Origin of the sequence: Novosphingobium anseongense, from assembly GCF_037482895.1 — a bacterium.
Lineage (GTDB): Bacteria > Pseudomonadota > Alphaproteobacteria > Sphingomonadales > Sphingomonadaceae > Novosphingobium > Novosphingobium anseongense.
In genome coordinates, this window is record NZ_JBBHJZ010000003.1 from 193,433 (window position 1) to 213,397 (window position 19,965).

Below are 19,965 nucleotides of genomic sequence, written 5' to 3' on the forward strand. Positions count from 1 at the left end.
ATCGCGCCATGGCTCTGGCCGCCCAAGGTTCCGTGGTTCCCGCCTATCGCCTGCTCGAGCAGGCCATGACAGCGGGCGACGGCCTCGCCGCCGGGACCCTGGCCGAGTGGCGCATGGCGGGGCATCTCGTCCGCCGCGACATTGGCCTGGCGCGCGATCTGTTCGGCCGCGCGGCCGAACTCGGCCTGCGCGAGGCGCTGCCGATGCACGTCGCGCTCCTCGCCAGCGGGGCCGGCGGGAAGGGGCGCGACTGGGCAATGGCGCGCGAACTTCTCGCGAAGTCGGCGTCCTCCGATCCGCAGGCGGCGCGGCAGGCGGCGCTGCTCGACGGGATGACGCTCACCGAGGCCGGCGATCCCGCAGGCCTGCCCAGGCTGGAGCCCTTGAACGAACGGCCTTTCGTCGCCCGCGCACCGGGTTTCCTGGCTGCCGAGGAGTGCCGCTATCTGACCGAACTCGCGCAGCCCTACCTGCAGCCTTCGGTCGTGGTCGATCCGGTCAGCCAGCGCTTCATCACTGACCCCGTGCGCCTCGCCCGATCGGCCGGCTTTCCCTTCGTGCTCGAAAATCCCGTCCTGCATGCGCTCAACCGGCGCATCGCCGCCCTGACGCAAACGCGCTACGAGCAGGGCGAACCGCTGCAGGTGCTGAGCTATCGCGCGGGCGAGCAGTACAAGCTTCACAGCGACGTCCTGCCAGGCCCGGTCAACCAGCGCGTCCTCACGGTGCTCGTCACGCTGACCGACGATTTCACCGGAGGAGAGACAGAATTTCCGGATCTCGGCATCCGTTGGCGCGGGCAGGTGGGCGAGGCGCTGGTCTTCGCCAATGTCGACGAGCGCGGCCATCCCGCGCCGACCGCACGCCACGCCGGCAAGCCCGTGGTGGCGGGAACCAAGACGATCCTCTCTAAGTGGATCCGGCAGGCGCCGCTCGATATTTCCGGCCCGCCGGGGCGCCCGCTCTAGGACGCTGGCGAGGCGCCGCGCTTTTTGCCAGACTGGCCGGATAACAGGTCGGGAGAGGGCATTTGCGCGCGGCGGTCTATCACGGGGGCGAGCGGGGCATCGCGATCGAGCATCTGGCCGATCCGTATGCGCAGCCGGGCGAATTGCTGATCGAAGTCGGCTTCTGCGGGGTCTGCGGCAGCGATGTGGCCATGACCTCGGGCAGCGCGTTCGACTATCCCGCGGGCCGATGCTTCGGGCACGAGTATGCGGGCACGGTGGTTGAGATCGGCGCGGGCGTCTCGGGCTGGCGGCTCGGCGAGCGCGTCGCCTGTCGGCCCAAGACCGCCTGCGGTGCCTGCGACCTCTGCCGCGAGGGGCATCTCCTGCTCTGTCCGGGCGGCGCCCATCTCAGCAAGGGCTTCGCGCAGTTCGTCGCGGTGCCTGTCGAGGCCGCGGTGCGCCTGCCGCAGAGCCTCAGCCTCGCCGACGGCGCCTTGATCGAGCCGATGGCTTGCGGGTTGCGCGCCTTCCGCGCCGCGGCGCTGCGACCGGGCGATCGCGTGCTCGTGCTGGGCGCGGGGGCGCTGGCGCTTTCGGCGATCTGGTGGGCGCGCCGGCTCGGCGCCGCCAAGGTCGTCGTCGCGGCGCGATCGGACCATCGTCGCGACATCTGCCACGATTTCGGCGCCGACGCTTTCGTCAGCCTGAGCGACGACGATCCCGATGTGATCGCGGCGTCATTGGGCGGCGCGCCGCATGTCGTGGCCGAATGCGTCGGCAAGCCGGGCATGATCGCCAAGGCCGTCGAACAGGTCCGGCCCGGCGGCACGATCCTGTCGCTCGGCATGTGCATGGCGCCCGAGCCGATCCTGCCGATCGGCCTGACCTTCAAGGAGGCGCGGCTGATCTTCCCGCTCGGCTATTCCGAGGCCGAGTTCGAGGAGACCGCGCGTGCTTTCGATCAGGCGGGGTTCCGGCCCGAGCAGATGGTCAGCGACGTGTTCCCGCTCGAGGCGGTGGGCGAGGTCATCGCACGGCTGCGCGCGGGCGCGGCCTTGCGCAAGGTTCACATCGACCCGAGGATCGCGGCATGACGATCGACCCGAGCCCCGCCTTGCCGCTGCCCGTGACGATCGACGAGATCGATCTGGCCTGGCTTACCCGCGCCTTGCGCACGCACGCGCCGGAGGCGGGGCTGCGCGGCTTCGAGATCGTCGAGGTCGATCACGGCACCTGCACCAAGATCCGCATCGCGCTCGATCTCGACGATGCGGCGCGCGCGGCCGGGATCGCCGAGCGCGTGATCCTCAAGGGCGGGTTCGAGCCGCACAGCCGGCAGATGCACTACATGCACGGCTTCGAGGTCCACGCCTATGCCGACGTGCTGCCCGTGCTCAAGCTGCCGTCCCCGGCCGCCTATTTCGCGGGCTTCGACGAAGCGCGGCAGCAGGGCATCGTCATCCTGGAGGACCTGACCTTGCGCGGGGTCGAGTTCTGCCATCCGCTCGTGCCGAACGGCGTCGAGCAGGTGTCGCGCCGGTTGATCGAACTCGCGCGGTTCCATGCCAAGACCTGGGGCAGCCCCGAACTCGATCCCGGTGGCCGATGGGGCTTCCTCGGCGTCTGCATTCCCGAGACCGGCGGGCACATGCGTCAGTTCCTCGATCCCGTCGTCTGGCAGAGCTTCGTCGACCTGTCGCGCGGCCGCGCCGCATCGGTCCATTTCCACGATCCGCGCTGGATGGCAGAGGCGCTCGACAAGCTCCACCGGCTCGCCAAGCGGCTGCCGCATGCGTTGCTCCACGGCGACACCCATCTCGGCAATCTCTATCGCGAGGCCGATGGCACGCCTGGTTTCTTCGACTCGCTGCCGCACCGCTGGCCGGGCATCCAGGAGGTGGCCTATCACGTCGCGGGCGCACTTGATCCGATCGAGCGGCGGCAGGCGGAGCGCGAACTGGTCGCGCTCTATCTCGACGAACTGGCCGCCAGCGGCGTCACCCCGCCTTCGCTCGAGGAGTCCATGCGGCACTACGCGGCCTTCCTCGCCTTCGGCTATTGCATCTTCCTGGTGAACGCCTCGGCATTCCAGCCCGAGGCGATCAACACCGCCTATACCGCGCGGTTCAGCGCGGCGATGGTCGACAACGACACGATCGGCGTGCTCGCGGCGCTCGAATGAGCGCGGGAAGCGGGAACGCTTGGCCTGCGGCGGGGCTTTTCTCCTTGGTTGGAAGGAGATCGGCGATGACCAAGACATTGAAGCGCGGCGATCGCGTCAGTTGGAAGAGCCACGGCGGCGAGGCGCACGGCAAGGTCGTGCGCAAGATCACGAGGCCCATGCAGATAAAGGGGCACAAGGTCGCGGCCTCGCCGGACAATCCCGAATTCGTCGTCGAGACCGACGAGGGCAAGCGTGCCGCACACAGGCCGGGCGCTCTGACGCGGGACTGATCGCGCCGCCGATGCGGATCAATAAAATGCACTTGTGCTGTTGCGTTTTATCAAGCGTTGGTTAGACCTCCGCCGATAAGGAATTGGGGAGGTAATGGCATGACCGGACGGGTGCGGATTTCGATCATCGCTGGCGCGCTGGCGGGCGCGGCTTCGGTGGGTACGGTGGCCTGGGGGCAGGATCGCGTTCCGGCCGTTCACGACGACGCGGCCAGCGCCGAGCCTTCCGAGATCATCGTCACCGCGCAGCGCCGATCCGAACGCCTGCGCGACGTGCCGATCTCGATCACCGCGCTCACCGCCGAGACGCTCGTGCAGTCGGGGATCAACAACACGCTCGACATCGCGCGCGTCACGCCGGGCGTGCAACTGCCGCTCTACGGCGGCTTCCTCCAGCCGTCGATCCGCGGCATCTCCTCGGCCAGCGCGGGGCTCGGCGACAGTTCGAACGTCGCGATCTACGTCGACGGGATCTACCAGCCCTCGCAGTCGGGCCAGCTCGTCGACCTGCCCGATATCCAGCAGGTCGAGGTGCTCAAGGGGCCGCAGGGCACGCTTTACGGCCAGAACGCCGCGGGCGGCGCGATCATCCTCACCTCGGTCGCGCCGAGCTTCGATCTCACCGGCCGTTTCAGCGCTTCTTATGGCAATTACGATCACTGGCAGGTGCGCGGTTATGTCAGCGGGCCTTTGGTCGAGGACCGGGTCGCGATCTCGGTCGCCGGCAGCTTCGAGGATCGTAACGGCTTTCGCCGCAACGTCCTGACCGGGGGACGGGATTCGGGTCTGCAGTCCGAGCTGATCCGCGCGCGCCTGCTGTTCCAGGCCTCGGACCGGGTCTCGTTCACCGTCGGCGGCTACTATTCGCGGCGCTCTGATGGCGGGCAATATGCCGGCCAGCCGGTCGGCCCGGGCACGCCGCTCGGCTACGCGCTGGCGGGGCTCGTCGGGCTCAACGTACCGCGCGCGAACGATCCGCAGTCCTATGCGTTGAACGTCGACCCGCTGACCTTGATCCGCTCTTACGGCTTCAATCTGCTCGGCAAGTTGGACACCGATTTCGGCACGTTCAGCACGGTCACCGCCTATGGCAACGTCAAGGTCCGCGACGTCGCCGATGCCGACTATACCGCGGTCAATCTCGGCGACGTCGATCTCAACATCTTCAACGACCATTTCATCCAGGAACTGAACTTCGCTTCGACCAAATGGGGCCGGGCGACCTTCTCGGCCGGTTTGTTCTACATGGCGCTCGAGGAGAGCTACGCGCCCAACACCTTCTCGGGCTATTTCACCAGCCTGGCCAGCCCGGTCACGGCCTATCCGACCAAGCCCAACCCGCTGTTTCGGATCAACCAGTACGCCTACAACCGCAAGCGCTCCTACGCCGCCTATGCCGAGTTCGGCTATGACCTGACCGATCGGCTGACCGTCTCGCTCGCGGGCCGCTACTCCTACGAAACGCAGCAGACCGCGGACAATTACTCGTCGCTCACGGGAGCGCAGGGGCCGACCTTGAGCGCCGATCCGCGCGGCAAGGTTTCGTTCAAGCGCTTCACGCCGCGCGCGACGATCCGCTATGCGATCGACGATGGCTCGAACGTCTATGCGACCTATTCGCAGGGCTTCAAGAGCGGCTACGTCAACTCGGGCGACAATCCCGCGGCCAGCCCGCTGGTAGAACCCGTCCAGCCGGAAAAGGTCTTCGCCTACGAAGTCGGCTACAAAGGTCGGCTGGCGCCTGGAATCAGCCTGAACCTCTCGGCCTTCTGGTACGATTACAAAGACCTTCAGGTCTACGTCTACTCGCCGCCCAACCAGTTCTATCGCAATGCCGCGGCGGCGCGGATCAAGGGTATCGATGGCGACGTCACGATCCAGGCCGCGCCGGGGCTGACGCTCACCGCCGGCGCCTCCTATGTCGACGGCAAGTACCGCAGCTTCCCCGATGCCGTGGTCTACCAGCCGAACGCCTTCGGTTTCGGCTATGACACGGTGGGGCTCGATGCCAGCGGCCGGCGCATGCAGCGCGCGCCCAAGTTCACCGCCAATGCCGCGATCAGCTACGAGACGACCTGGCAGGCGGGCACTTTCGGGCTCTATCTGGCGGGCAACTACAATTCGGGGCTCAACTACGACGTTGCCGCCAACGTGCGGCAATCCGCTTATGCCCTGCTCGACGGCCAGCTCTCGTTCTCGCCCGCGGGAGTCGAGGGGCTGCGGCTGGTGGTCTGGGGCAAGAACCTGACCAACAAGGACTATCTGGCGAGCTTCCTCGGCAGCCAGTTCGTGCTCGGCGGTTCCTATGCCGAGCCGCGCACCTATGGCCTGCGGGCCGAGTTCAAGTTCTGAGGGGCGGTCTTCAGTAGAGGTTGTTCTTGTAGTCGCTGTCGAGGCCCTTCTGCATCAGGCCGGGGATCGACATGACCAGGCCGCCGAGCCGTGCGGTCAGGCCCTTGTCCTTGTTGAGCTTGACGTGGGCGGTGAACATCCGGGCCGGATCGATGCCTTCGGCCTTCTCGCCCGCGGGCCAGAGCGCCGCACGCTCCAGCGCCGGGCTGGCGCGCAGTTCGAGGCCCGGTTCGGCGATGCGGACCGCGAGCAGCGGCGCCTTGTCGCGCACGGTGAAACGCTCGCGCGCGGCGGCGTCGCTGGTCAGCAGCGCTTCACCGCGCAGGATCACGATCTGCATCGATCCTGGGATCAGCAGCGCGCCCGCCATCCGCGGCTGCGCGATGAGGTTGCGGAAGCTGTCGGTGCGGCGATTGCCCGGGCGATCGGCGAACCACAGCGCGGCGCCGTCCATCCGTGTCATGCAACCGGCCGGATCGCCCTTGGGGCTGAGATCGGCATGGCCGTTGTCGTCGATCGTTGCCAGCGCGAGGAAACGCCCGGCATCGACGAAGCCGGTGGCGGTTGCCGGTGCGTCATCCAGCCGGCCGGCCGACCAGAAGTCCGACCGGATCAGCGCCTTGGCGCAGTGTCCGTAGCATTCCTCGACCCTAACCAGCGCCGTGTCGGCGTCGATCGCGGTGACCGTCCCGTTGATCCGAAGCGTTTCGCCGATGCCGGGCGCGAGAAACAGCGACGCGAAGGCGGCGCCGGGGCGGAGCAGGGCCGGGTCGTCGATCGTTGCCAGCGGCAGGCGCAGTGTCTCGCGGTCGCCCGTGGCGAAGCCCGGCGCGCCGCCGGCCAGGGTTATCGCGATCTCGCGCGCATCGCCGGTGGTGACGAAGGCGAGCGGTGAGGCTGCGAGCCAGCGCAAGGCCGTCTCGTCGAGGTGATCGATGACCTTGAGGTCGACGACCGGCGGCCGCTTGCCGATCACCGCTTCGAGCTTGTCGACGCTGTCGATCTGTTCGTTCATGCAGTCCTCCACCCGCAAGGACTAGGTCCTCGCGGGTGGCGGTGCAACATCAGGCGGCCTTGGCGTATTCCTCGGCTTCTGCGGCGATGAGGATGTCGGCGAGCATCCAGTATGCTTCGCCCCAGGCGCCGAGCACTTCGTCGGTCGCGACCTCGGCGCCGAGCACGTCGCGGATCGCGGGCAGCAGGGCCTCGGCGACGAGCGGATAATGCTCGGCCTTTACGCCGGTGTCGACGTGGCGCGCGACCATGCGCTGCACCGCTGCGCCGAGGTTCTCGAGCTTGTCGATGTTCTTGGCATAGGCGAGGATCGCCCCGGCCAGGCGCTTGGGCTGCTCGCCGCTTTCCTGCGCGGCCTGATCGAACATCGCCTTCACCTCGGGGTTCTGGAACAGCCGCGCGTACATGGCCGTGGTGATCTCCACGCCGTACTTCTCGAGGGCGGGGGCCGTAGCCTTGACGATCTCGCGGGCCTGGGCGGAAGCGGTGCGCATATGATGTCTCCTAAATCCGGTAGATAAAATACCGGTATTTGTTTTACTTGATTCTCGCAAGTGCCTTTCGCACATGGAGGGTTGCATGCAACTCACCCAGCACACCGACTATGGCCTGCGCCTGCTGATCGTCCTGACGCGCCTGGGTGGCCCGATCGCGCTGCCCGAATTCGCCGCAGAACAGCGGCTGTCGTACCACCATGTCGCCAAGGTCGCGCAGGCGCTGGTGCGCGAGGGCTTCATCAAGAGCCGGCGCGGTCGCAGCGGCGGGGTGGAATTGGCGCGCGACCCCGCGGACATCAGCGTCGGCGAGGTCGTGCGCGTGCTCGAGCGCGGCATGCAATTGGCCGATTGCGCGGGCTGCGCGCTGCAAGGCGATTGCAACACCAGCCCGCTGCTGGCCGAGGCGCTGGCAGCCTTCCTCGCCGTGCTCGACCGCACCAGCTTGGCCAAGGCGGCCAGGCGGCGCCTGCCGGTGGTTGCGGGTTAGGGAACCAAGCCCGCGCTCGCGCGCTTTGCAGTCACAATGCGCCCATCATGGGAGAGCGCCATGACTACTCTGCTTGCCTTCATCGGTCGGTTGCTGATCGCCCTGCTGTTCATCGTGTCCGGAGCGAACAAGCTGATGGACATCTCGGGTACCGACACCATGATCCGCGCGGCCGGTCTGCCCGGCGGCCTGGCGCTGCTCGTCGGCCTGTTCGAGGTCGCCGCCGGCCTGGCGCTGGTGTTCGGCGTGGCGACGCGGTTGACCGCGGTGATCCTCGCCGGGTTCTGCCTGGTTACGGCCTTCTTCTTCCACAACAACTTCACTGATCCGATGCAGGCGGCGATGCTGCTCAAGAACCTCGCGATCGCCGGTGGCCTGTTCGCGCTCACCGCGCTCGACAACGTGCGCTGGTCCTATGACGCGATGCGCGCACGCCGCCGCGCGGAAGTGGCCGAACTGCGCGCCGAGGCCAAGGCGCACGATGCCGAGGTCCGCGCGGCCCGCGCCGAAGGTGCCGCCGAAGCCGCGCATGCGGTGCCGGTCGAGACGGTTCATGGCGATACGGTCGTTGCCGACGGCGGCACCCTGGTGCGCAAGCGCCGCTGGCTCTGACACTCGCCGCTTGACCTCTCCCGAGCCCATCTAAACTATGGGGGCTGAACTATGGTTCAGCATAAGAATCGGGAGAGGTCATGGGTGAGGAACTGAAGCGGCGGATCGGCAATCTGCCGCGCGAGGAATGGACCGACGCCGCGCGCGAGGTCTTCGCTTTCTGGGGTGAGCCAGACGCCTGGGAGAACGGCTCGAAGACCAACATGTCGATGGTCCTCGCCAATCACCCACCGCTCGCCAACGCCTATCATACCTTCGGCAAGCATCTGCTGCTCGCCTCGACGATCGCGGTGCGGCCGCGCGAACTGATCGTGCTGCGCGCGGCCTGGCTGCAGAAGTCGGCCTACGAGTGGCATTACCACGTCGGTTACGGACTCAAGGCCGGGCTGACGATGGACGAGATCGCAGCGGTGCGCGACGGCTGGCAGTCGCCGGTCTGGGACGGCAAGGACGAGGATCGCGCCGTGCTGCGCGCGGTCGACGAACTGATCCAGACCTCGCGCATGTCGGATGAGACCTATGCCGCGCTCGCCGCCCATTTCGGCAAGGAGCAGCTCATGGATTTCGTCTTCACCGTCGGCAACTACGTCATGCTCGGCTGGGCGATCGCGACCTTCGGGGTTCCGGTCGAGGACGGCGTCGATCCGATCGGCTTCGATCTCAAGACGCGTTCGGGCGCGGCGCCGGGCGAGAAGAGCCGGCCGCTGGAAGCCGGCTGACCTCATGACGCTCGAAGACCTGCTCGCGCGCGAGGCGATCCGCGATACGATGGCCCAATACACCACCGCCGGCGACCGGCTGAAGGTGGACGACTACGCGGACTGCTTCACCGAGGACGGGGTGATGGAGGCCGAACACGAGCAGGCCGACCGGCGCTTCCGCTATGAAGGCCGAGAGGCGATCCGCGCCTGGCAGGCGCGCTGGCTCGAACGCACCCTGGCCGGGGAGAAGGTGCACGACGCGAGCTTCGCGCGGCACCACCTGTCGACCTCGAAGATCGACCTGACCGGGCCGGACAGCGCCAGGGCGCGTACCTATTGGGTCGCCTGGACCGATATCGGCCCCGACCACGCGGGCTATTACCTCGACACCTTCCGCAAGGTCGGCGGCGACTGGTTGATCGCGCATCGGCTGGTCCGCGAGGACTGGCGTTCGCCCGACAGCCTGTTCGGCACGGCCGTCAGCAAGTCGCGCAGCTGACGCGATGGACCTGCAACTCGCCGGCAAGCGCGCGCTCGTCACCGGAAGCTCCTCGGGCATCGGCGCGGCAATCGCATGCGAGCTGGCGCGCGAAGGTTGCGCAGTCGTCGTCCACGGCCGCGACCGGGCGCGCGCCGAGGCCGTCGCGCGCGAATGCGAGGCGCTGGGCGCGTCTGCCGCGGTCGCGCTCGGCGCGATCACCGACGATGCCGAAGCCGATCGCGTCGCCGACCAGGCGCTCGCGGCATTCGGCGGGATCGATATCCTGGTGAATTCCGCCGGCGGCACGGTCCGCGGCGACAATCCGGACTGGACCGAGGTAACTTCCGACGAATGGCTGCAGAGCTTCAGCCTCAATGTTATCTCGGTGATCCGGCTGGCCAGGCGTTTGACCCCGGGCATGGCCGAGCGCGGCTGGGGCCGGATCATCAACATTTCCTCCGTCGGCGGCACGCAGCTTTCGGGACGCCTGCTCGATTACGGCGCGGCCAAGGCGGCGCTCGATCACCTGACCGCCAACCTGTCTCGTGCGGTGGCGGGGCAGGGCATCACCGTGAACGCGATCGTGCCGGGGACCGTGCTGACGCCGCAGGCCGAACGCTGGATCGACACCCTGGCCGAGCAGAACGGCTGGCCCCCGGATTTCGCGACACGCGAGCGGCTCTATACGCAGGATTTCAGCCCGCAGCCGGTCCCGCGCCTCGGCCGGCCCGAGGAAATCGCCGCCGCCGCGGCCTTCCTCGCCAGCCCGCGGTCGGACTTCACCACGGGGGCGCTGCTGCGTATCGACGGCGGCAGTACGAAAGCACGCTGAGAGGATGACGATGAACCGCGAACCGCTCGACTGGGATCTGGGCACTAACAACCTGCGCGTGGAGCGCGAGGGGCCGCTCGTTTGGCTGACGATCGACCGCCCGCAGGCGCGCAACGCCTTCACCCCGGCGATGTATTTCGGCATCAAGAAGGCCGTGCGTCGGGTCAATGCCGACAAGCAGGTCCGCGCGCTGATCATCACGGGCAGCGGCGACGTCTTCGCGCCTGGCGGCGATCTCGGCGGGCGCAGCGAGACGGGCGATGCGCCGGTCCCTGAGGGTCTGGCCCAGGAAACCCTGCCTTTCGTCACGATCCGCGAGAGCCAGGCGCCGGTGATCGCGGCGGTCAACGGCATCTGCCAGGCGGGCGGGCTGCTGATCGCGATGATGGCCGACGTTGCCGTGGTCAGCGCGCGCGCGAGCTTCCGCGTGCCCGAACTGCTGCGCGGCATCATCGACGCGACCTATGCCTCGGTCCTGCCCGTGCATGTCGGCATGGCCCAGGCGCGCGACCTGCTGCTGACCGCGCGCAAGATCGATGCGGCCGAGGCTTATCGCATCGGCCTGGTCTCACGCATCTGCGCGCACGAAGAGCTCGAGGCAGAGGCGCGCAAGGCTGCGATCGAAGTGCTCCAGACCGCGCCCGAGGCGCGGGCCCACGTCAAGCGCATGCTCAACCAGCAGTACCCGCCGATCGACTACGAGACGATGTTCGTCTCGCTGATGAGCGAGACCAGCGAAGCGCGCGAGGGCATGCGTGCTTTCATGGAGAAGCGGCCGCCGCGCTGGATTCCGGAAGATCTGCCGGACTGAGCTTCACGCGTCTTTCGGATGGACGAGAGCGCCCAGCGGATCGTCGCCGAGCGACTCGCGGATCGCGGGCAGCAGCCAGTCGCGGAAGGCGCGGACCTTGGCGAGGTTGCGCTTGTGCTCGGGATAGACGAGCCACATCGTGCGGGCTTCCACGGCGTAGTGATCGAACGGCGCGACGAGCCGGCCTGCGGCGATCGCATCGGGGAACATCGGCGGAAAGATCATCGCCACGCCGTGCCCGGCAATCGCTGCCTGGCCATCGAGCACCTGGGAATCGAAGCGCAGTCCGGGATCGTGCGCGCCGTCGTAGCCATCGCTGAGTGAAGCGAACCACGTGTCCCACCACTCGTCGTTGGGCGAGAGGCGCGTAACCTTGCGCAGATCGGCGGGCGTGGAGATCGGGTTGCGGGCCAGGAATTCCGGACTCGCCATGGGCGTGATGATCTGCCGCACCAGGAAATGCGTCACGACCCCGGGGCCGGGATCGATCACGCCGCGGATCGCCACGTCGATTTCTCCTGCGGCCAGATCGACGACCTCGTCGGAGACGTGCAGCCGCACGGCGAGGCCGGGCTTGGTCAGATTGAACGCGCCGATCCGCTCGGCCAGCCAGTTGGTCGCGAAGGTGCGCGAGCAGGTGATCGAGAGCACGGCCTCGTTCTCGGCCTGGGCGGCGGAGAAGGCCTCCCCCAGCAGCGAAAAGGCCTCGCTCACGCGCGGGGCGATGCGCTTGCCGAGGCTCGTCAGCGCCACGCCACGGCCCTTGCGGGTAAACAGCTGCGCGCCGATCCGCTCTTCGAGCAATTTGATCTGATAGGAGACGCCGGCCTGGGTCAGCGCCAGTTCCTCGGCGGCGCGGCTGTAGTTTTCGTGCCGCGCGGCGGCTTCGAAAACGCGGACGGCGGCGAGCGGTGGGAGCGACATGTCATTATCATAAGCTGGGCTTGTCTATTGCGTCCATGCTTTTGTTGGAGTTGGCAGGCGGTCTGAGTCACATGCGGGGCATCCAAAGGGAAGGGACCCATCATGTTGAAGATCGCTCTTTCGGCTGCCTTTCTCGCAGCCGCGCTTCCGGCTCCGGTTCTCGCGCAGGACAACCTGCCCGATGTCCGCGTCTACTACGGCGACCTCGATCTGGCCGACCCCGCCGCAGTCCGCACGTTCGACCGTCGTCTGGCTAGTGCCGTGGAGGCTTCCTGCCCCAGCGATGCGGGCCTGCGCGAGGTGACGCGCCTGCGCGAAATCGCATCCTGCCGCACGGCCAAGCAGGCCTCGGTCGCGGCGCTGCGCCAGTCGGCACTGGCCGCGGCTACGACCGCCAAGAACAGTCTGGCTTCGGCGCGCTGACCCTCGCGCCGGCCGCCGTCAGCCGGGGTTGCGCCGGGAAGCGACATACAAGCCCGGCTGATGGCGGAATAGTATCTTGTGACGACTGCATTGATCGCAATCCCCGGGAAGCGATCGCGGCGATTGGGCGATAGGTCGGGAGCCGATAAGGAGGTTTCCATGACCTATGCTTTCAAGACCATGCCGTCGCCCGTCGGCGAACTCACCCTGATTGCGAGCGCGCAAGGGCTGGCAGCGATCCTGTGGGAGAACGACGATCCCGATCGTGTCCGGCTCGGGCCGCGGACCGAGGATCGCGACAATCCCGTACTCGTCGAAGCCGAACGGCAACTCGGCCAGTATTTCGCCGGCGAGCGCTGGGCCTTCGATCTGCCGCTCGATTTCCACGGCACCGAATTCCAGAAACGCGTCTGGGACCAACTCCTGGCGATCCCTTTCGGCGAGACGCGGAGCTACGGCGAGATCGCGCGAGCCCTCGGCCAGCCCAGCGCGAGCCGTGCGGTCGGCGCCGCCAACGGCAAGAACCCGATCTCGATCGTCGCGCCGTGCCACCGCGTGATCGGCACCAACGGCGCGCTGACGGGCTTTGCCGGCGGGCTCGCGGCCAAGCAGCGGTTGCTCGCGCTCGAAGGGCTCGAACTGGCGCTCTAGTCAGATCCTCCCCTGCAAGGGGAGGAGGACCGCCGACGTAGTCGGTGGTGGAGGGGTGTCCCCGTCTCGGAGATGGTTACACCCCTCCGTCAGCCCTGCGGGCTGCCACCTCCCCTTGCAGGGGAGGATCTAGCCTCAGATCCCGAACCTGAGCTTGATGCTGCGATAGCGGTCCAACAACTGCTGCGCGCGCTCTTCGGGGGTAACCAGGACGGTATCCTTCGGCAGCGCGCTCAGCAGCTCGGCGCGCTTGACCAGCCGCGTGCGGAAGGTCGCCGGGTTCTGGCTCATGAGGTTGCGGTAGCCGAGATTGCCCTCGGAAAAGCCCTGGGTATCGAGCCAGTTGTGCACGCCGGGATCGTCATGGGCGATGACGAAGCGAACCACGTCGTCGCTGTCGATCTTGGTTCGCGCAGGCGAGAACGAGGTCGAGCGGTAGAGATAGTCCATCGACTCGACGAAGACCGCGTTCATGCCGAACAGCCAGAAGCCGTCGTGATTGTCCATCTCGACCACCAGCGCCTCGTCGGGCGCGAGCCGCCAGATCATGTTCGCGGCCATGCGCCCGCGCTTGGCATCGGCGGCGTCGTTGGCGTTCTTGTCGGCGGGGAAGACGTTGGGCTGCTCGGGATCGCAGACCCCGCCCGAGGTCATCCACGAATGCTCGGGCCAGTCGCGCATCACGCCTGTGACGAAGAGGCCTGCCCATTCGAAGGCCTCGATCATGCGTTCGGGCGTGGGCATCGGCCGCGGTGCGTCCATGCCGATCCGCTCGATCGACAGGGTGGTCGGCGTCTCGAACCATTTGTCGAAGGCTTCGCGGATGAACAGCTTGCGGCTGCCCGGCGTGGTTGGCAGCCAGTTCTTCGGGCGTTCGGGGCCGCCGATGAACAGCTCGAAGAAGCCGTCGGGATCGGCCTCGATCTGGTGGCCGAACAGGTTGTTCTCGGGCACGTCGCCGAAGGGCTCGTGCAGCGGCGCGAACTGGGTGCCGGGGATCTTCGCGGGTTTGGGCCCCTGGACGGTAAGGTTGAACCAGCGCGCCGTGCCCTTGCGGCCGGTGATCCGGTAGGCGTGGTCGCCCGAGATCCAGGCCTGGCGATAGGTGAAGTCCGAAACGTCGCCGCCGAGCTTCATGTAGGGATGGGTGAAATAGTGGATCTGCGGAAAGGCGGGATCGGCCGTTTCGAGCGCCAGCGGGAAGGCCTGGCCGAGGTTTTGCGTGAGGAAGCGGAAGGCGTCGGCGCGCAGCAACGACTGCGCCGGATTCGCCTCCTTGAACGCCTTGTCGCCCGCGGCCTTGAGCTGGTCGCAGAAGGCATGCCAGGCCTCGCGGAGCGGTTCGTCGGCGGGACTGTCGCCAAAGGCCATGTCAGGCTCCCAACTTGGTGAGGATTTCCGAGAGGTTCTCGGCGGCGCGCCGGGTCGCTGCGCGGTTACCCTCGGCGTCGATGCGCGGGCCCACCAGCTCCAGGTCGAAGACGCCGGTATAGCCCGCGGCGAGAATGTCGCCAAGCAGCCGTTCGAGCGGAATCGCGCCGTCGCCGGGCACCGCGCGGCATGGCGTCGCACGATCGCCGAGCACGTAGTCGCTGACCTGGACGAGCCCCACGAGCGGCATGACCCGGCGGAACAAAGGCCTCAGCCCGGCCTCCATCCAGCAGGCGTGAAGTTCGAGGCAGAGGCCGATCCCGGCGATCTCTGCGAGGGTCGCGGCATCGGCAAGGGTATGGGCGATGTGCAGGTCGGCATTGAGCGAATTGGCGTTCTCGACCAACAGCTGCACGCCGGCAGCGTCGGCCGCGGCCTGGCAGGGCGCGACCAGTTCGGCGAAGCGTGCCGCCGCCTGTTCCCAATCGAGCGTGCCGCGCGCGCCGGTCAGCATGTAGATCGAGCGCGCGTCGAGTTCGCCCGCGATTTCGATGGCACGGAGCAGGCCGGCGGTTGCCTGGCCGGTGTCCGCATCGAGGTCGGGATAGGTGGCGAAAGGGTGGTTGACGCATTCGACCGCGACGCCGCCCGTGGCGAGCGCGGCCTTGGCATCGTCTAGCCCGCCGGGCTGCATCAGCACCGGCGTGACCAGGGTCACGTGCTCGACGCCGATGTCGCGGCAGTGGTCGATGAAGCTGGCGGTGCTCTCGCGGACGAAGGCGACCTGATGGAGGTTCACGCGGGGGTGCATCGCCTAGATCCTCCCCTGCAAGGGGAGGTGGCGCGCGCGGAGCGCGTGACGGAGGGGTGTCACCCTCTCGATAGCGGGACACCCCACCACCACCGCCTGTGGCGGCGGTCCCCCTCCCCCTAGGGGGGAGGATCTGAAAAGCCCGTCCATCACCGCGTCTCGATCTCGACGCCGAAGCGTTCGCGGAAGGGGCGGAATTCCTCGTTCAGCGCGTCGATGTCGAGCCCGGCGTCGACCAGCGACCGGGTCGAATATTCGAACTTGCCGTGGCGATCGCCTTTGTTGTTCGCCAGGTAGTCGCGCATCGCCGTCTCGGCCTGTGGGGTCACTTCTCGCCCGGCGAACGCATAGTAGCCGCGGATCGTGCCGATCGGATCGGCGACGAAATCCTTGTAACGCACGTGATGGATCCGCGGATCGTGGATCAGCGGGTTCGCCATCGTGTTCCGGTTGCTCATCCGCGTGCGCAGCAGATGTTGCTGGACCTCGGCGATCATGTCGATCGGGCCGACGATGCCTTCCATGATGTCGCGCATCATCGCCGCGCTCGACACCACCACCTGCACCGGATCGCGATGCAGCCAGACCAGGGTCGCGTCGGGGTAGGTCTCGAAGAACTCCTTGAGCCGGTGGCCGTGGAAGCCCTTGAGCACCCAATGCTTCTTCGGCCGGCGGTACTGCAGCGCCTGGAGCATCATCTTGTGCAGCCGGTTCTGGGCGGCGCTGTCGGTCGGCAGGCCCATCGACAGGTTCTGCATCGGCACGCGCCACCAGGCCGTGGGCGTCATCACGCGGAAGTCGAAGGCCCAGGTGCGCTCGTCCTCGGGCAGACCATCGCCGAGCATGTCGTTGTAGGGGTGGCAGTGCAGCCACTTCCACATCTTCGCATTGATCTCCTGCCACTCGGCATCGGCCAGAGCGATCCGCGGATCGACCCCGGCCACCGTGCCCGGCGGCGGCGAGGGGTGCATGACCTCCCAGAAGCGCAGCGCGCGCGCATCGGGATCGACCGACATCAGCGCGTGCATCAGGGTCGTGCCCGAGCGTGGCTCGCCCGTGGCGAACATCGGGCGTTCGATCACCTCGTCGGCCAGCGGATAGCGCTTGCGGTCCTCGAAGAAGCGCAGGCGATCGGTCAGCAGCCAGTCGATGTTGTCCGCTGCGGCCTGGCGACCGGCCGCGTCCATCGGGATCGTGTTGATGTGCGCGACGGCCAGGCCCAGCCGCTCCTCGAAGCTGGGATCGCCCCAGTCGTTGAGCCCGGTCTCGGCCTTTGCTCGGGCGAGCAGCGTCTGGGGATCGAGCGGCTCGGTCACGCGATGTCGCCGCAGAGGCGCAGCACTTCGTCCTCGACCTCGCGCACTTTCTGCGCCGACCGGGCGGCGAACTTGGCGCCGGCCATGCCGCCGTAGTCCATCACCTTGAACACGCGCATGCCGGCCTCCGCGAAGCCCTTGAACTTGGCGGCGACCTCCTTGGCCGTGCCGACGGGGAAGATGTCGCGGATCGCCTGGGTGTCGAGCGCGTCGCAGAACTCGATGATCTTCTCGCGGCTGAGGCGCACCGGATCGAAATCGTGGATGCCGCGCCAGCTATCGCCCATCGGGTGCTTGTAGCCGAACTGTTCGAGGTCCTTCGACGTCTGCATCAGGATGATCGACTTGACCATCGGCTGCTGCAGCATCTCGGCGACTTCGTCCTCGTCGCCGATCAGGCAGATCTGGTTCAGAGCGGGGACGAAGTGGCTCATGTCGCGGCCGACGGAATCGCCGTGATCGAGGATCACCTTGAGCTTGGCGGCATAGTCCTCGGGGGTGTAGACGCCGGCCGGCCACCAGCCGTCGGCCTCGCGCCCGGTGATGCCGAGCATGCGCGGGCCGACGCAGCCGGTCCAGATCGGCGGCGCCTTGCCTTCGTAGAACTCGGTGTCCATCCGCGCGTGCTCGAGCCGGTAGAACTGGCCTTCGAAGTCGACCGGGCCGTCAGAGTGCCAGAGCAGCTTGATGACCTTGATCGATTCCTCGAAGCGGCTGACGGGCTTCTCGAAATCGAAGCCGTAGGGGACCGTGTTCTCGAGCTCGCCCGAGCCGAGGCCGAGGATGAAGCGCCCTTTCGACAGGTGGCTGATCGTCAGCGCCGATTGCGCCAGCAGCGAGGGGTGGCGCCGCACGGTGTCGATCACGCAGGTGGCGAGCGGCACGTTCTTGGTCAGCACCGCAGCCGCGGCCGATACGGCCATGCCGTCGAGGTGCCGATGCGGGCTGGGCGACGACAGCGCGAGGTCGGTGAACTCGGGCGTCCAGATCGAATCGGGCCAGAACGAAACCATGTGATCGGGCAGCCAGATCGAGTGGTAGCGCCCCGAATCGTACTGCTCGGCCAGGTCGATGCCGAGCGGCAGGGTCGTGCGCAGGAAGGCTGCGGGCTGGACTTTCATCGGATATCTCTCCCCCGGCGTACCGACAGGCCGCGCGTTGTCTGTGATGGATTAGTCGGTTAGAGGCGGGGCGAGATAAATTCCCATTTGGGGATATGGCCTCGGGAGAAGGCATGGATACGGATCTGGCGGAACTGATCCCGCCGCTGATCGAGGGGATCGTCGAGGATCCGCTGTGGTCGGCCTTCCTGGCACGGCTGCGTCTGCGGCTGCGGGCCGACTATGTCTCCATCGTTTTCCGGCCGCTCCCAGACGGCGCACCGCGCAATCGGCTGATCCATCTCTATGCCGGCCAGGCCTGGCCCGACGAGGTCAACCGCCATTTCCGCGAAAGCCTGGGCGGAAATGACCCGATGTCCTACCACGAACTCACCGCGGACCGGGTCTATGCGCTCAACGAGTTGCTCCGCTTCGGCGATCCCGAGCACGATCGCTACCGCCTGCAACTGCTCGCGCCGGGCGGCATGCGCTTCATGCGGATGATGCGCATCGAGGAAGCCGGCGGTGTTAGCGCCTGGCTGACCGTGGCGCGCGCCGACCACGAATTCGCCGCCACGGACGACGGCCTGATCGCCGCGATCGCGCCGTTCTGGCGCGCGGCGCTGACCAGCTATGTCGCGCTCGAGCGCGAGCGGGTCACCGCCTCGGTCGCCGAGGAAGCGATCCGCCGGCTGAACTTCGGCTGGCTGACGCTCGACGCGGCTGGGCGCGTGCTCGACGGCGACGCCCACGCCACGGGCATGCTCGCGGCCTCCGACATGCTGCGAAAGGGCCGCGACGGGCACCTCGTCGCGCGCGATCCCGGGGTCGCGCGCGAAATCCGCCAGGCGGTCCAGGCGCTCGCCGGCGACCCGCAGGCGCGCCCGCGCGCGGTGGTGCTCAGCCGGGACCCCTGGCTCGACATGCTCCTCGTGCCGTCGAGCATCGGCGCGGGCACGACGCGGCCGGCGCCGACCGTGGTCGCCTATATTCACGCTGACGACTGGTCATCGGCCGACCGCTGCGATCAGCTGGGCGAGCTTTTCGACCTCATCCCCAGCGAGGCGCGGCTCGCGCTTGCGCTCAGCCGCGGCATGTCGATCGCCGAGGCCGCGGGCGAACTCGGGCTGACGGTGGAATCGGCGCGGACCTATTCGAAGCGGATCTACGCCAAGACCGGCGCACGCGGGCAGGCTGATCTCGTGCGGTTCATCCACCGCAGCGTTCTGGCGATTGCGTGATTTCCCAGATCCTCCCCCTCTGGGGGAGGATCCGAGCCTTCCCATTACCCCTGCGCGTTGGCTTCGGTCGCGGCCTTGCGCTGGGCGGCGGCGCGCTTCTGCCAGCCGTTGCCGTCGTCGATCGTGCCGAACATCCAGTCGTAGAGCAGCGTGATCGTCGCGAAATTGCCGCCGGTGAACTTGGCGTGGTGGTTGTGATGCATCCGCGACAGGTAGTTCATGTACTTGAACGGGAAGCGGTCGCTGGTCCACAGCGTGTGGTTGTGCAGGTTGATCTGCGAGAAGGCGGTCCAGGTGACGACGAAGGTCACGACATGGAACGGACCCATCAGCAGCGACAGCACGAAGATCGACGCCACGAACAGTCCCAGGCCCATCGCCACTTCGAGCGGGTGGATATAGCTCGAATCCTGGCGGCAGGGGTTGTGCTGGCGGTGGTGCACGGCGTGGACCCACATCAGCGGCCCGCCCAGGAAGCTGCTATCGTGGAACAGGAAGCGGTGCATCAGGTAGTAGAAGAAGTCGTAGAAGAACAGGATCACGACGATGTCGACGAGCATCTGCCACCACGGCTGCGCCTGCAGCGTCAGCGTGAAGGGCACGATCACCGCGAAGATCGGCAGGATGAAGATCGCGCCCCACTTGCGGTTCCATGCCTGGTTCTCGGCGTAGCTCGGCCGCTCCATCTTCTTGGCGAGCGTGTCCTTGTTCAGCCTGTTCGCCGCCTTCAAGGTCGGCACCAGCTGCGTGATCAGCTTCCCCGCGAGCGTGGTGAAGATCAGTCCGCCGATCGCATAGAGCGTGGCCAGCCACTGATAGTTTTCGGCAAGCGAGGACAGCGCGGAGTTCATTCGGCAGGATCTTTCGTCAGGACGTCGCGTAGGACGGGCAGCGGTATTCCTTCAGATTATGTACTATGCAAGCGATTTGAGAACAG

At 67.2% G+C, this 19,965-nt stretch carries 22 protein-coding genes; 14 read left to right on the top strand and 8 right to left on the bottom strand.

What is annotated here, in order from left to right; genetic code table 11:
- The first annotated feature begins 8 nt into the window (after positions 1–8).
- From WG901_RS14930 to WG901_RS14950, 5 genes are all read left to right on the top strand, one after another.
- A complete protein-coding gene (locus WG901_RS14930; protein WP_339587889.1) occupies positions 9–968 on the top strand; it encodes a 2OG-Fe(II) oxygenase in 960 nt (319 codons plus the stop codon).
- 62 nt (positions 969–1,030) lie between these two features.
- The gene (locus tag WG901_RS14935) at positions 1,031–2,044 is read left to right on the top strand and encodes a zinc-dependent alcohol dehydrogenase (protein WP_339587890.1); all 1,014 of its coding nucleotides are present in this window, start codon (positions 1,031–1,033) and stop codon (positions 2,042–2,044) included.
- Positions 2,041–3,132, top strand: coding sequence for an aminoglycoside phosphotransferase/choline kinase family protein (locus WG901_RS14940; protein ID WP_339587891.1), 1,092 nt, complete (start codon positions 2,041–2,043; stop codon positions 3,130–3,132). Before WG901_RS14935 ends, WG901_RS14940 begins: the two co-directional genes overlap by 4 nt.
- A 65-nt stretch (positions 3,133–3,197) precedes the next feature.
- Positions 3,198–3,404, top strand: a complete 207-nt coding sequence (locus WG901_RS14945; RefSeq protein WP_339587892.1) for a hypervirulence associated TUDOR domain-containing protein — start codon at positions 3,198–3,200, stop codon at positions 3,402–3,404.
- A gap of 99 nt (positions 3,405–3,503) precedes the next feature.
- Positions 3,504–5,756, top strand: a complete 2,253-nt coding sequence (locus tag WG901_RS14950; protein WP_339587893.1) for a TonB-dependent receptor — start codon at positions 3,504–3,506, stop codon at positions 5,754–5,756.
- Positions 5,757–5,766: 10 nt separating this feature from the next.
- Here the strand turns inward: WG901_RS14950 and WG901_RS14955 are convergent, their stop codons facing one another.
- Positions 5,767–6,771: a pyridoxamine 5'-phosphate oxidase family protein gene (locus WG901_RS14955; protein WP_339587894.1), complete on the bottom strand. Its 1,005-nt coding sequence runs from the start codon at positions 6,769–6,771 to the stop codon at positions 5,767–5,769.
- A 49-nt stretch (positions 6,772–6,820) separates the two neighbouring features.
- A complete protein-coding gene (locus tag WG901_RS14960; RefSeq protein WP_339587895.1) occupies positions 6,821–7,264 on the bottom strand; it encodes a globin domain-containing protein in 444 nt (147 codons plus the stop codon).
- Positions 7,265–7,349: 85 nt separating this feature from the next.
- On the opposite strand from WG901_RS14960, the gene WG901_RS14965 reads away from it, so the two are divergent.
- From WG901_RS14965 to WG901_RS14990, 6 genes are all read left to right on the top strand, one after another.
- The gene (locus WG901_RS14965) at positions 7,350–7,754 is read left to right on the top strand and encodes an RrF2 family transcriptional regulator (RefSeq protein WP_339587896.1); all 405 of its coding nucleotides are present in this window, start codon (positions 7,350–7,352) and stop codon (positions 7,752–7,754) included.
- A 60-nt stretch (positions 7,755–7,814) separates the two neighbouring features.
- Positions 7,815–8,366, top strand: a complete 552-nt coding sequence (locus WG901_RS14970; protein WP_339587897.1) for a DoxX family protein — start codon at positions 7,815–7,817, stop codon at positions 8,364–8,366.
- Positions 8,367–8,446: 80 nt separating this feature from the next.
- Positions 8,447–9,085 carry a carboxymuconolactone decarboxylase family protein gene (locus WG901_RS14975; RefSeq protein WP_339587898.1) on the top strand — a complete coding sequence of 213 codons (639 nt, stop codon included), beginning with the start codon at positions 8,447–8,449 and terminating at the stop codon, positions 9,083–9,085.
- Between the two features lie 4 nt (positions 9,086–9,089).
- Positions 9,090–9,566, top strand: a complete 477-nt coding sequence (locus WG901_RS14980; RefSeq protein WP_339587899.1) for a nuclear transport factor 2 family protein — start codon at positions 9,090–9,092, stop codon at positions 9,564–9,566.
- Positions 9,567–9,570: 4 nt separating this feature from the next.
- The gene (locus WG901_RS14985; protein WP_339587900.1) at positions 9,571–10,380 is read left to right on the top strand and encodes an SDR family NAD(P)-dependent oxidoreductase; all 810 of its coding nucleotides are present in this window, start codon (positions 9,571–9,573) and stop codon (positions 10,378–10,380) included.
- 10 nt (positions 10,381–10,390) lie between these two features.
- The gene (locus WG901_RS14990; RefSeq protein WP_339587901.1) at positions 10,391–11,191 is read left to right on the top strand and encodes an enoyl-CoA hydratase/isomerase family protein; all 801 of its coding nucleotides are present in this window, start codon (positions 10,391–10,393) and stop codon (positions 11,189–11,191) included.
- Between the two features lie 3 nt (positions 11,192–11,194).
- Here the strand turns inward: WG901_RS14990 and WG901_RS14995 are convergent, their stop codons facing one another.
- The gene (locus WG901_RS14995) at positions 11,195–12,115 is read right to left on the bottom strand and encodes a LysR substrate-binding domain-containing protein (protein ID WP_339587902.1); all 921 of its coding nucleotides are present in this window, start codon (positions 12,113–12,115) and stop codon (positions 11,195–11,197) included.
- A gap of 102 nt (positions 12,116–12,217) precedes the next feature.
- Here WG901_RS14995 and WG901_RS15000 point away from each other — a divergent pair, with 102 nt between their 5' ends.
- Positions 12,218–12,538: a UrcA family protein gene (locus tag WG901_RS15000; RefSeq protein ID WP_339587903.1), complete on the top strand. Its 321-nt coding sequence runs from the start codon at positions 12,218–12,220 to the stop codon at positions 12,536–12,538.
- Between the two features lie 159 nt (positions 12,539–12,697).
- Complete coding sequence (locus tag WG901_RS15005) at positions 12,698–13,189, top strand: methylated-DNA--[protein]-cysteine S-methyltransferase (RefSeq protein ID WP_339587904.1); 492 nt, start codon at positions 12,698–12,700, stop codon at positions 13,187–13,189.
- Between the two features lie 135 nt (positions 13,190–13,324).
- On the opposite strand, the gene WG901_RS15010 is transcribed toward WG901_RS15005, so the two are convergent.
- From WG901_RS15010 to WG901_RS15025, 4 genes are all read right to left on the bottom strand, one after another.
- The gene (locus WG901_RS15010; RefSeq protein ID WP_339587905.1) at positions 13,325–14,560 is read right to left on the bottom strand and encodes a hypothetical protein; all 1,236 of its coding nucleotides are present in this window, start codon (positions 14,558–14,560) and stop codon (positions 13,325–13,327) included.
- 1 nt (position 14,561) lies between these two features.
- Complete coding sequence (locus WG901_RS15015) at positions 14,562–15,371, bottom strand: sugar phosphate isomerase/epimerase family protein (RefSeq protein ID WP_339587906.1); 810 nt, start codon at positions 15,369–15,371, stop codon at positions 14,562–14,564.
- A gap of 149 nt (positions 15,372–15,520) precedes the next feature.
- Positions 15,521–16,687, bottom strand: a complete 1,167-nt coding sequence (locus WG901_RS15020) for a sulfotransferase family protein (RefSeq protein WP_339587907.1) — start codon at positions 16,685–16,687, stop codon at positions 15,521–15,523.
- Entirely contained in the window at positions 16,684–17,808 is a 1,125-nt protein-coding gene (locus WG901_RS15025; RefSeq protein ID WP_339587908.1) for an LLM class flavin-dependent oxidoreductase, read from the bottom strand. The genes WG901_RS15020 and WG901_RS15025 overlap by 4 nt, the downstream gene beginning before the upstream one ends.
- A 113-nt stretch (positions 17,809–17,921) precedes the next feature.
- Between WG901_RS15025 and WG901_RS15030 the strand changes: the two genes are divergently transcribed.
- Positions 17,922–19,028 (top strand): helix-turn-helix transcriptional regulator, encoded by a 1,107-nt coding sequence (locus WG901_RS15030; protein ID WP_339587909.1) that lies wholly within the window; start codon positions 17,922–17,924, stop codon positions 19,026–19,028.
- A 44-nt stretch (positions 19,029–19,072) separates the two neighbouring features.
- Here WG901_RS15030 and WG901_RS15035 read toward each other — a convergent pair whose 3' ends face one another.
- Positions 19,073–19,879 (bottom strand): sterol desaturase family protein, encoded by an 807-nt coding sequence (locus WG901_RS15035; protein ID WP_339587910.1) that lies wholly within the window; start codon positions 19,877–19,879, stop codon positions 19,073–19,075.
- Positions 19,880–19,965: the final 86 nt, after the last annotated feature.

Excerpts from the sequence above, each read along its gene's own strand:
- WG901_RS14930 (WP_339587889.1), top strand. The coding sequence starts at position 9 with ATGGCTCTGGCCGCCCAAGGTTCCGTGGTTCCCGCCTATCGCCTGCTC.
- WG901_RS14940 (WP_339587891.1), top strand. The coding sequence starts at position 2,041 with ATGACGATCGACCCGAGCCCCGCCTTGCCGCTGCCCGTGACGATCGAC.
- WG901_RS14945 (WP_339587892.1), top strand. The coding sequence starts at position 3,198 with ATGACCAAGACATTGAAGCGCGGCGATCGCGTCAGTTGGAAGAGCCAC.
- WG901_RS14950 (WP_339587893.1), top strand. The coding sequence starts at position 3,504 with ATGACCGGACGGGTGCGGATTTCGATCATCGCTGGCGCGCTGGCGGGC.
- WG901_RS14955 (WP_339587894.1), bottom strand. The coding sequence starts at position 6,771 with ATGAACGAACAGATCGACAGCGTCGACAAGCTCGAAGCGGTGATCGGC.
- WG901_RS14960 (WP_339587895.1), bottom strand. The coding sequence starts at position 7,264 with ATGCGCACCGCTTCCGCCCAGGCCCGCGAGATCGTCAAGGCTACGGCC.
- WG901_RS14965 (WP_339587896.1), top strand. The coding sequence starts at position 7,350 with ATGCAACTCACCCAGCACACCGACTATGGCCTGCGCCTGCTGATCGTC.
- WG901_RS14970 (WP_339587897.1), top strand. The coding sequence starts at position 7,815 with ATGACTACTCTGCTTGCCTTCATCGGTCGGTTGCTGATCGCCCTGCTG.
- WG901_RS14975 (WP_339587898.1), top strand. The coding sequence starts at position 8,447 with ATGGGTGAGGAACTGAAGCGGCGGATCGGCAATCTGCCGCGCGAGGAA.
- WG901_RS14980 (WP_339587899.1), top strand. The coding sequence starts at position 9,090 with ATGACGCTCGAAGACCTGCTCGCGCGCGAGGCGATCCGCGATACGATG.
- WG901_RS14985 (WP_339587900.1), top strand. The coding sequence starts at position 9,571 with ATGGACCTGCAACTCGCCGGCAAGCGCGCGCTCGTCACCGGAAGCTCC.
- WG901_RS14990 (WP_339587901.1), top strand. The coding sequence starts at position 10,391 with ATGAACCGCGAACCGCTCGACTGGGATCTGGGCACTAACAACCTGCGC.
- WG901_RS14995 (WP_339587902.1), bottom strand. The coding sequence starts at position 12,115 with ATGTCGCTCCCACCGCTCGCCGCCGTCCGCGTTTTCGAAGCCGCCGCG.
- WG901_RS15000 (WP_339587903.1), top strand. The coding sequence starts at position 12,218 with ATGTTGAAGATCGCTCTTTCGGCTGCCTTTCTCGCAGCCGCGCTTCCG.
- WG901_RS15005 (WP_339587904.1), top strand. The coding sequence starts at position 12,698 with ATGACCTATGCTTTCAAGACCATGCCGTCGCCCGTCGGCGAACTCACC.
- WG901_RS15010 (WP_339587905.1), bottom strand. The coding sequence starts at position 14,560 with ATGGCCTTTGGCGACAGTCCCGCCGACGAACCGCTCCGCGAGGCCTGG.
- WG901_RS15015 (WP_339587906.1), bottom strand. The coding sequence starts at position 15,371 with ATGCACCCCCGCGTGAACCTCCATCAGGTCGCCTTCGTCCGCGAGAGC.
- WG901_RS15025 (WP_339587908.1), bottom strand. The coding sequence starts at position 17,808 with ATGAAAGTCCAGCCCGCAGCCTTCCTGCGCACGACCCTGCCGCTCGGC.
- WG901_RS15030 (WP_339587909.1), top strand. The coding sequence starts at position 17,922 with ATGGATACGGATCTGGCGGAACTGATCCCGCCGCTGATCGAGGGGATC.
- WG901_RS15035 (WP_339587910.1), bottom strand. The coding sequence starts at position 19,879 with ATGAACTCCGCGCTGTCCTCGCTTGCCGAAAACTATCAGTGGCTGGCC.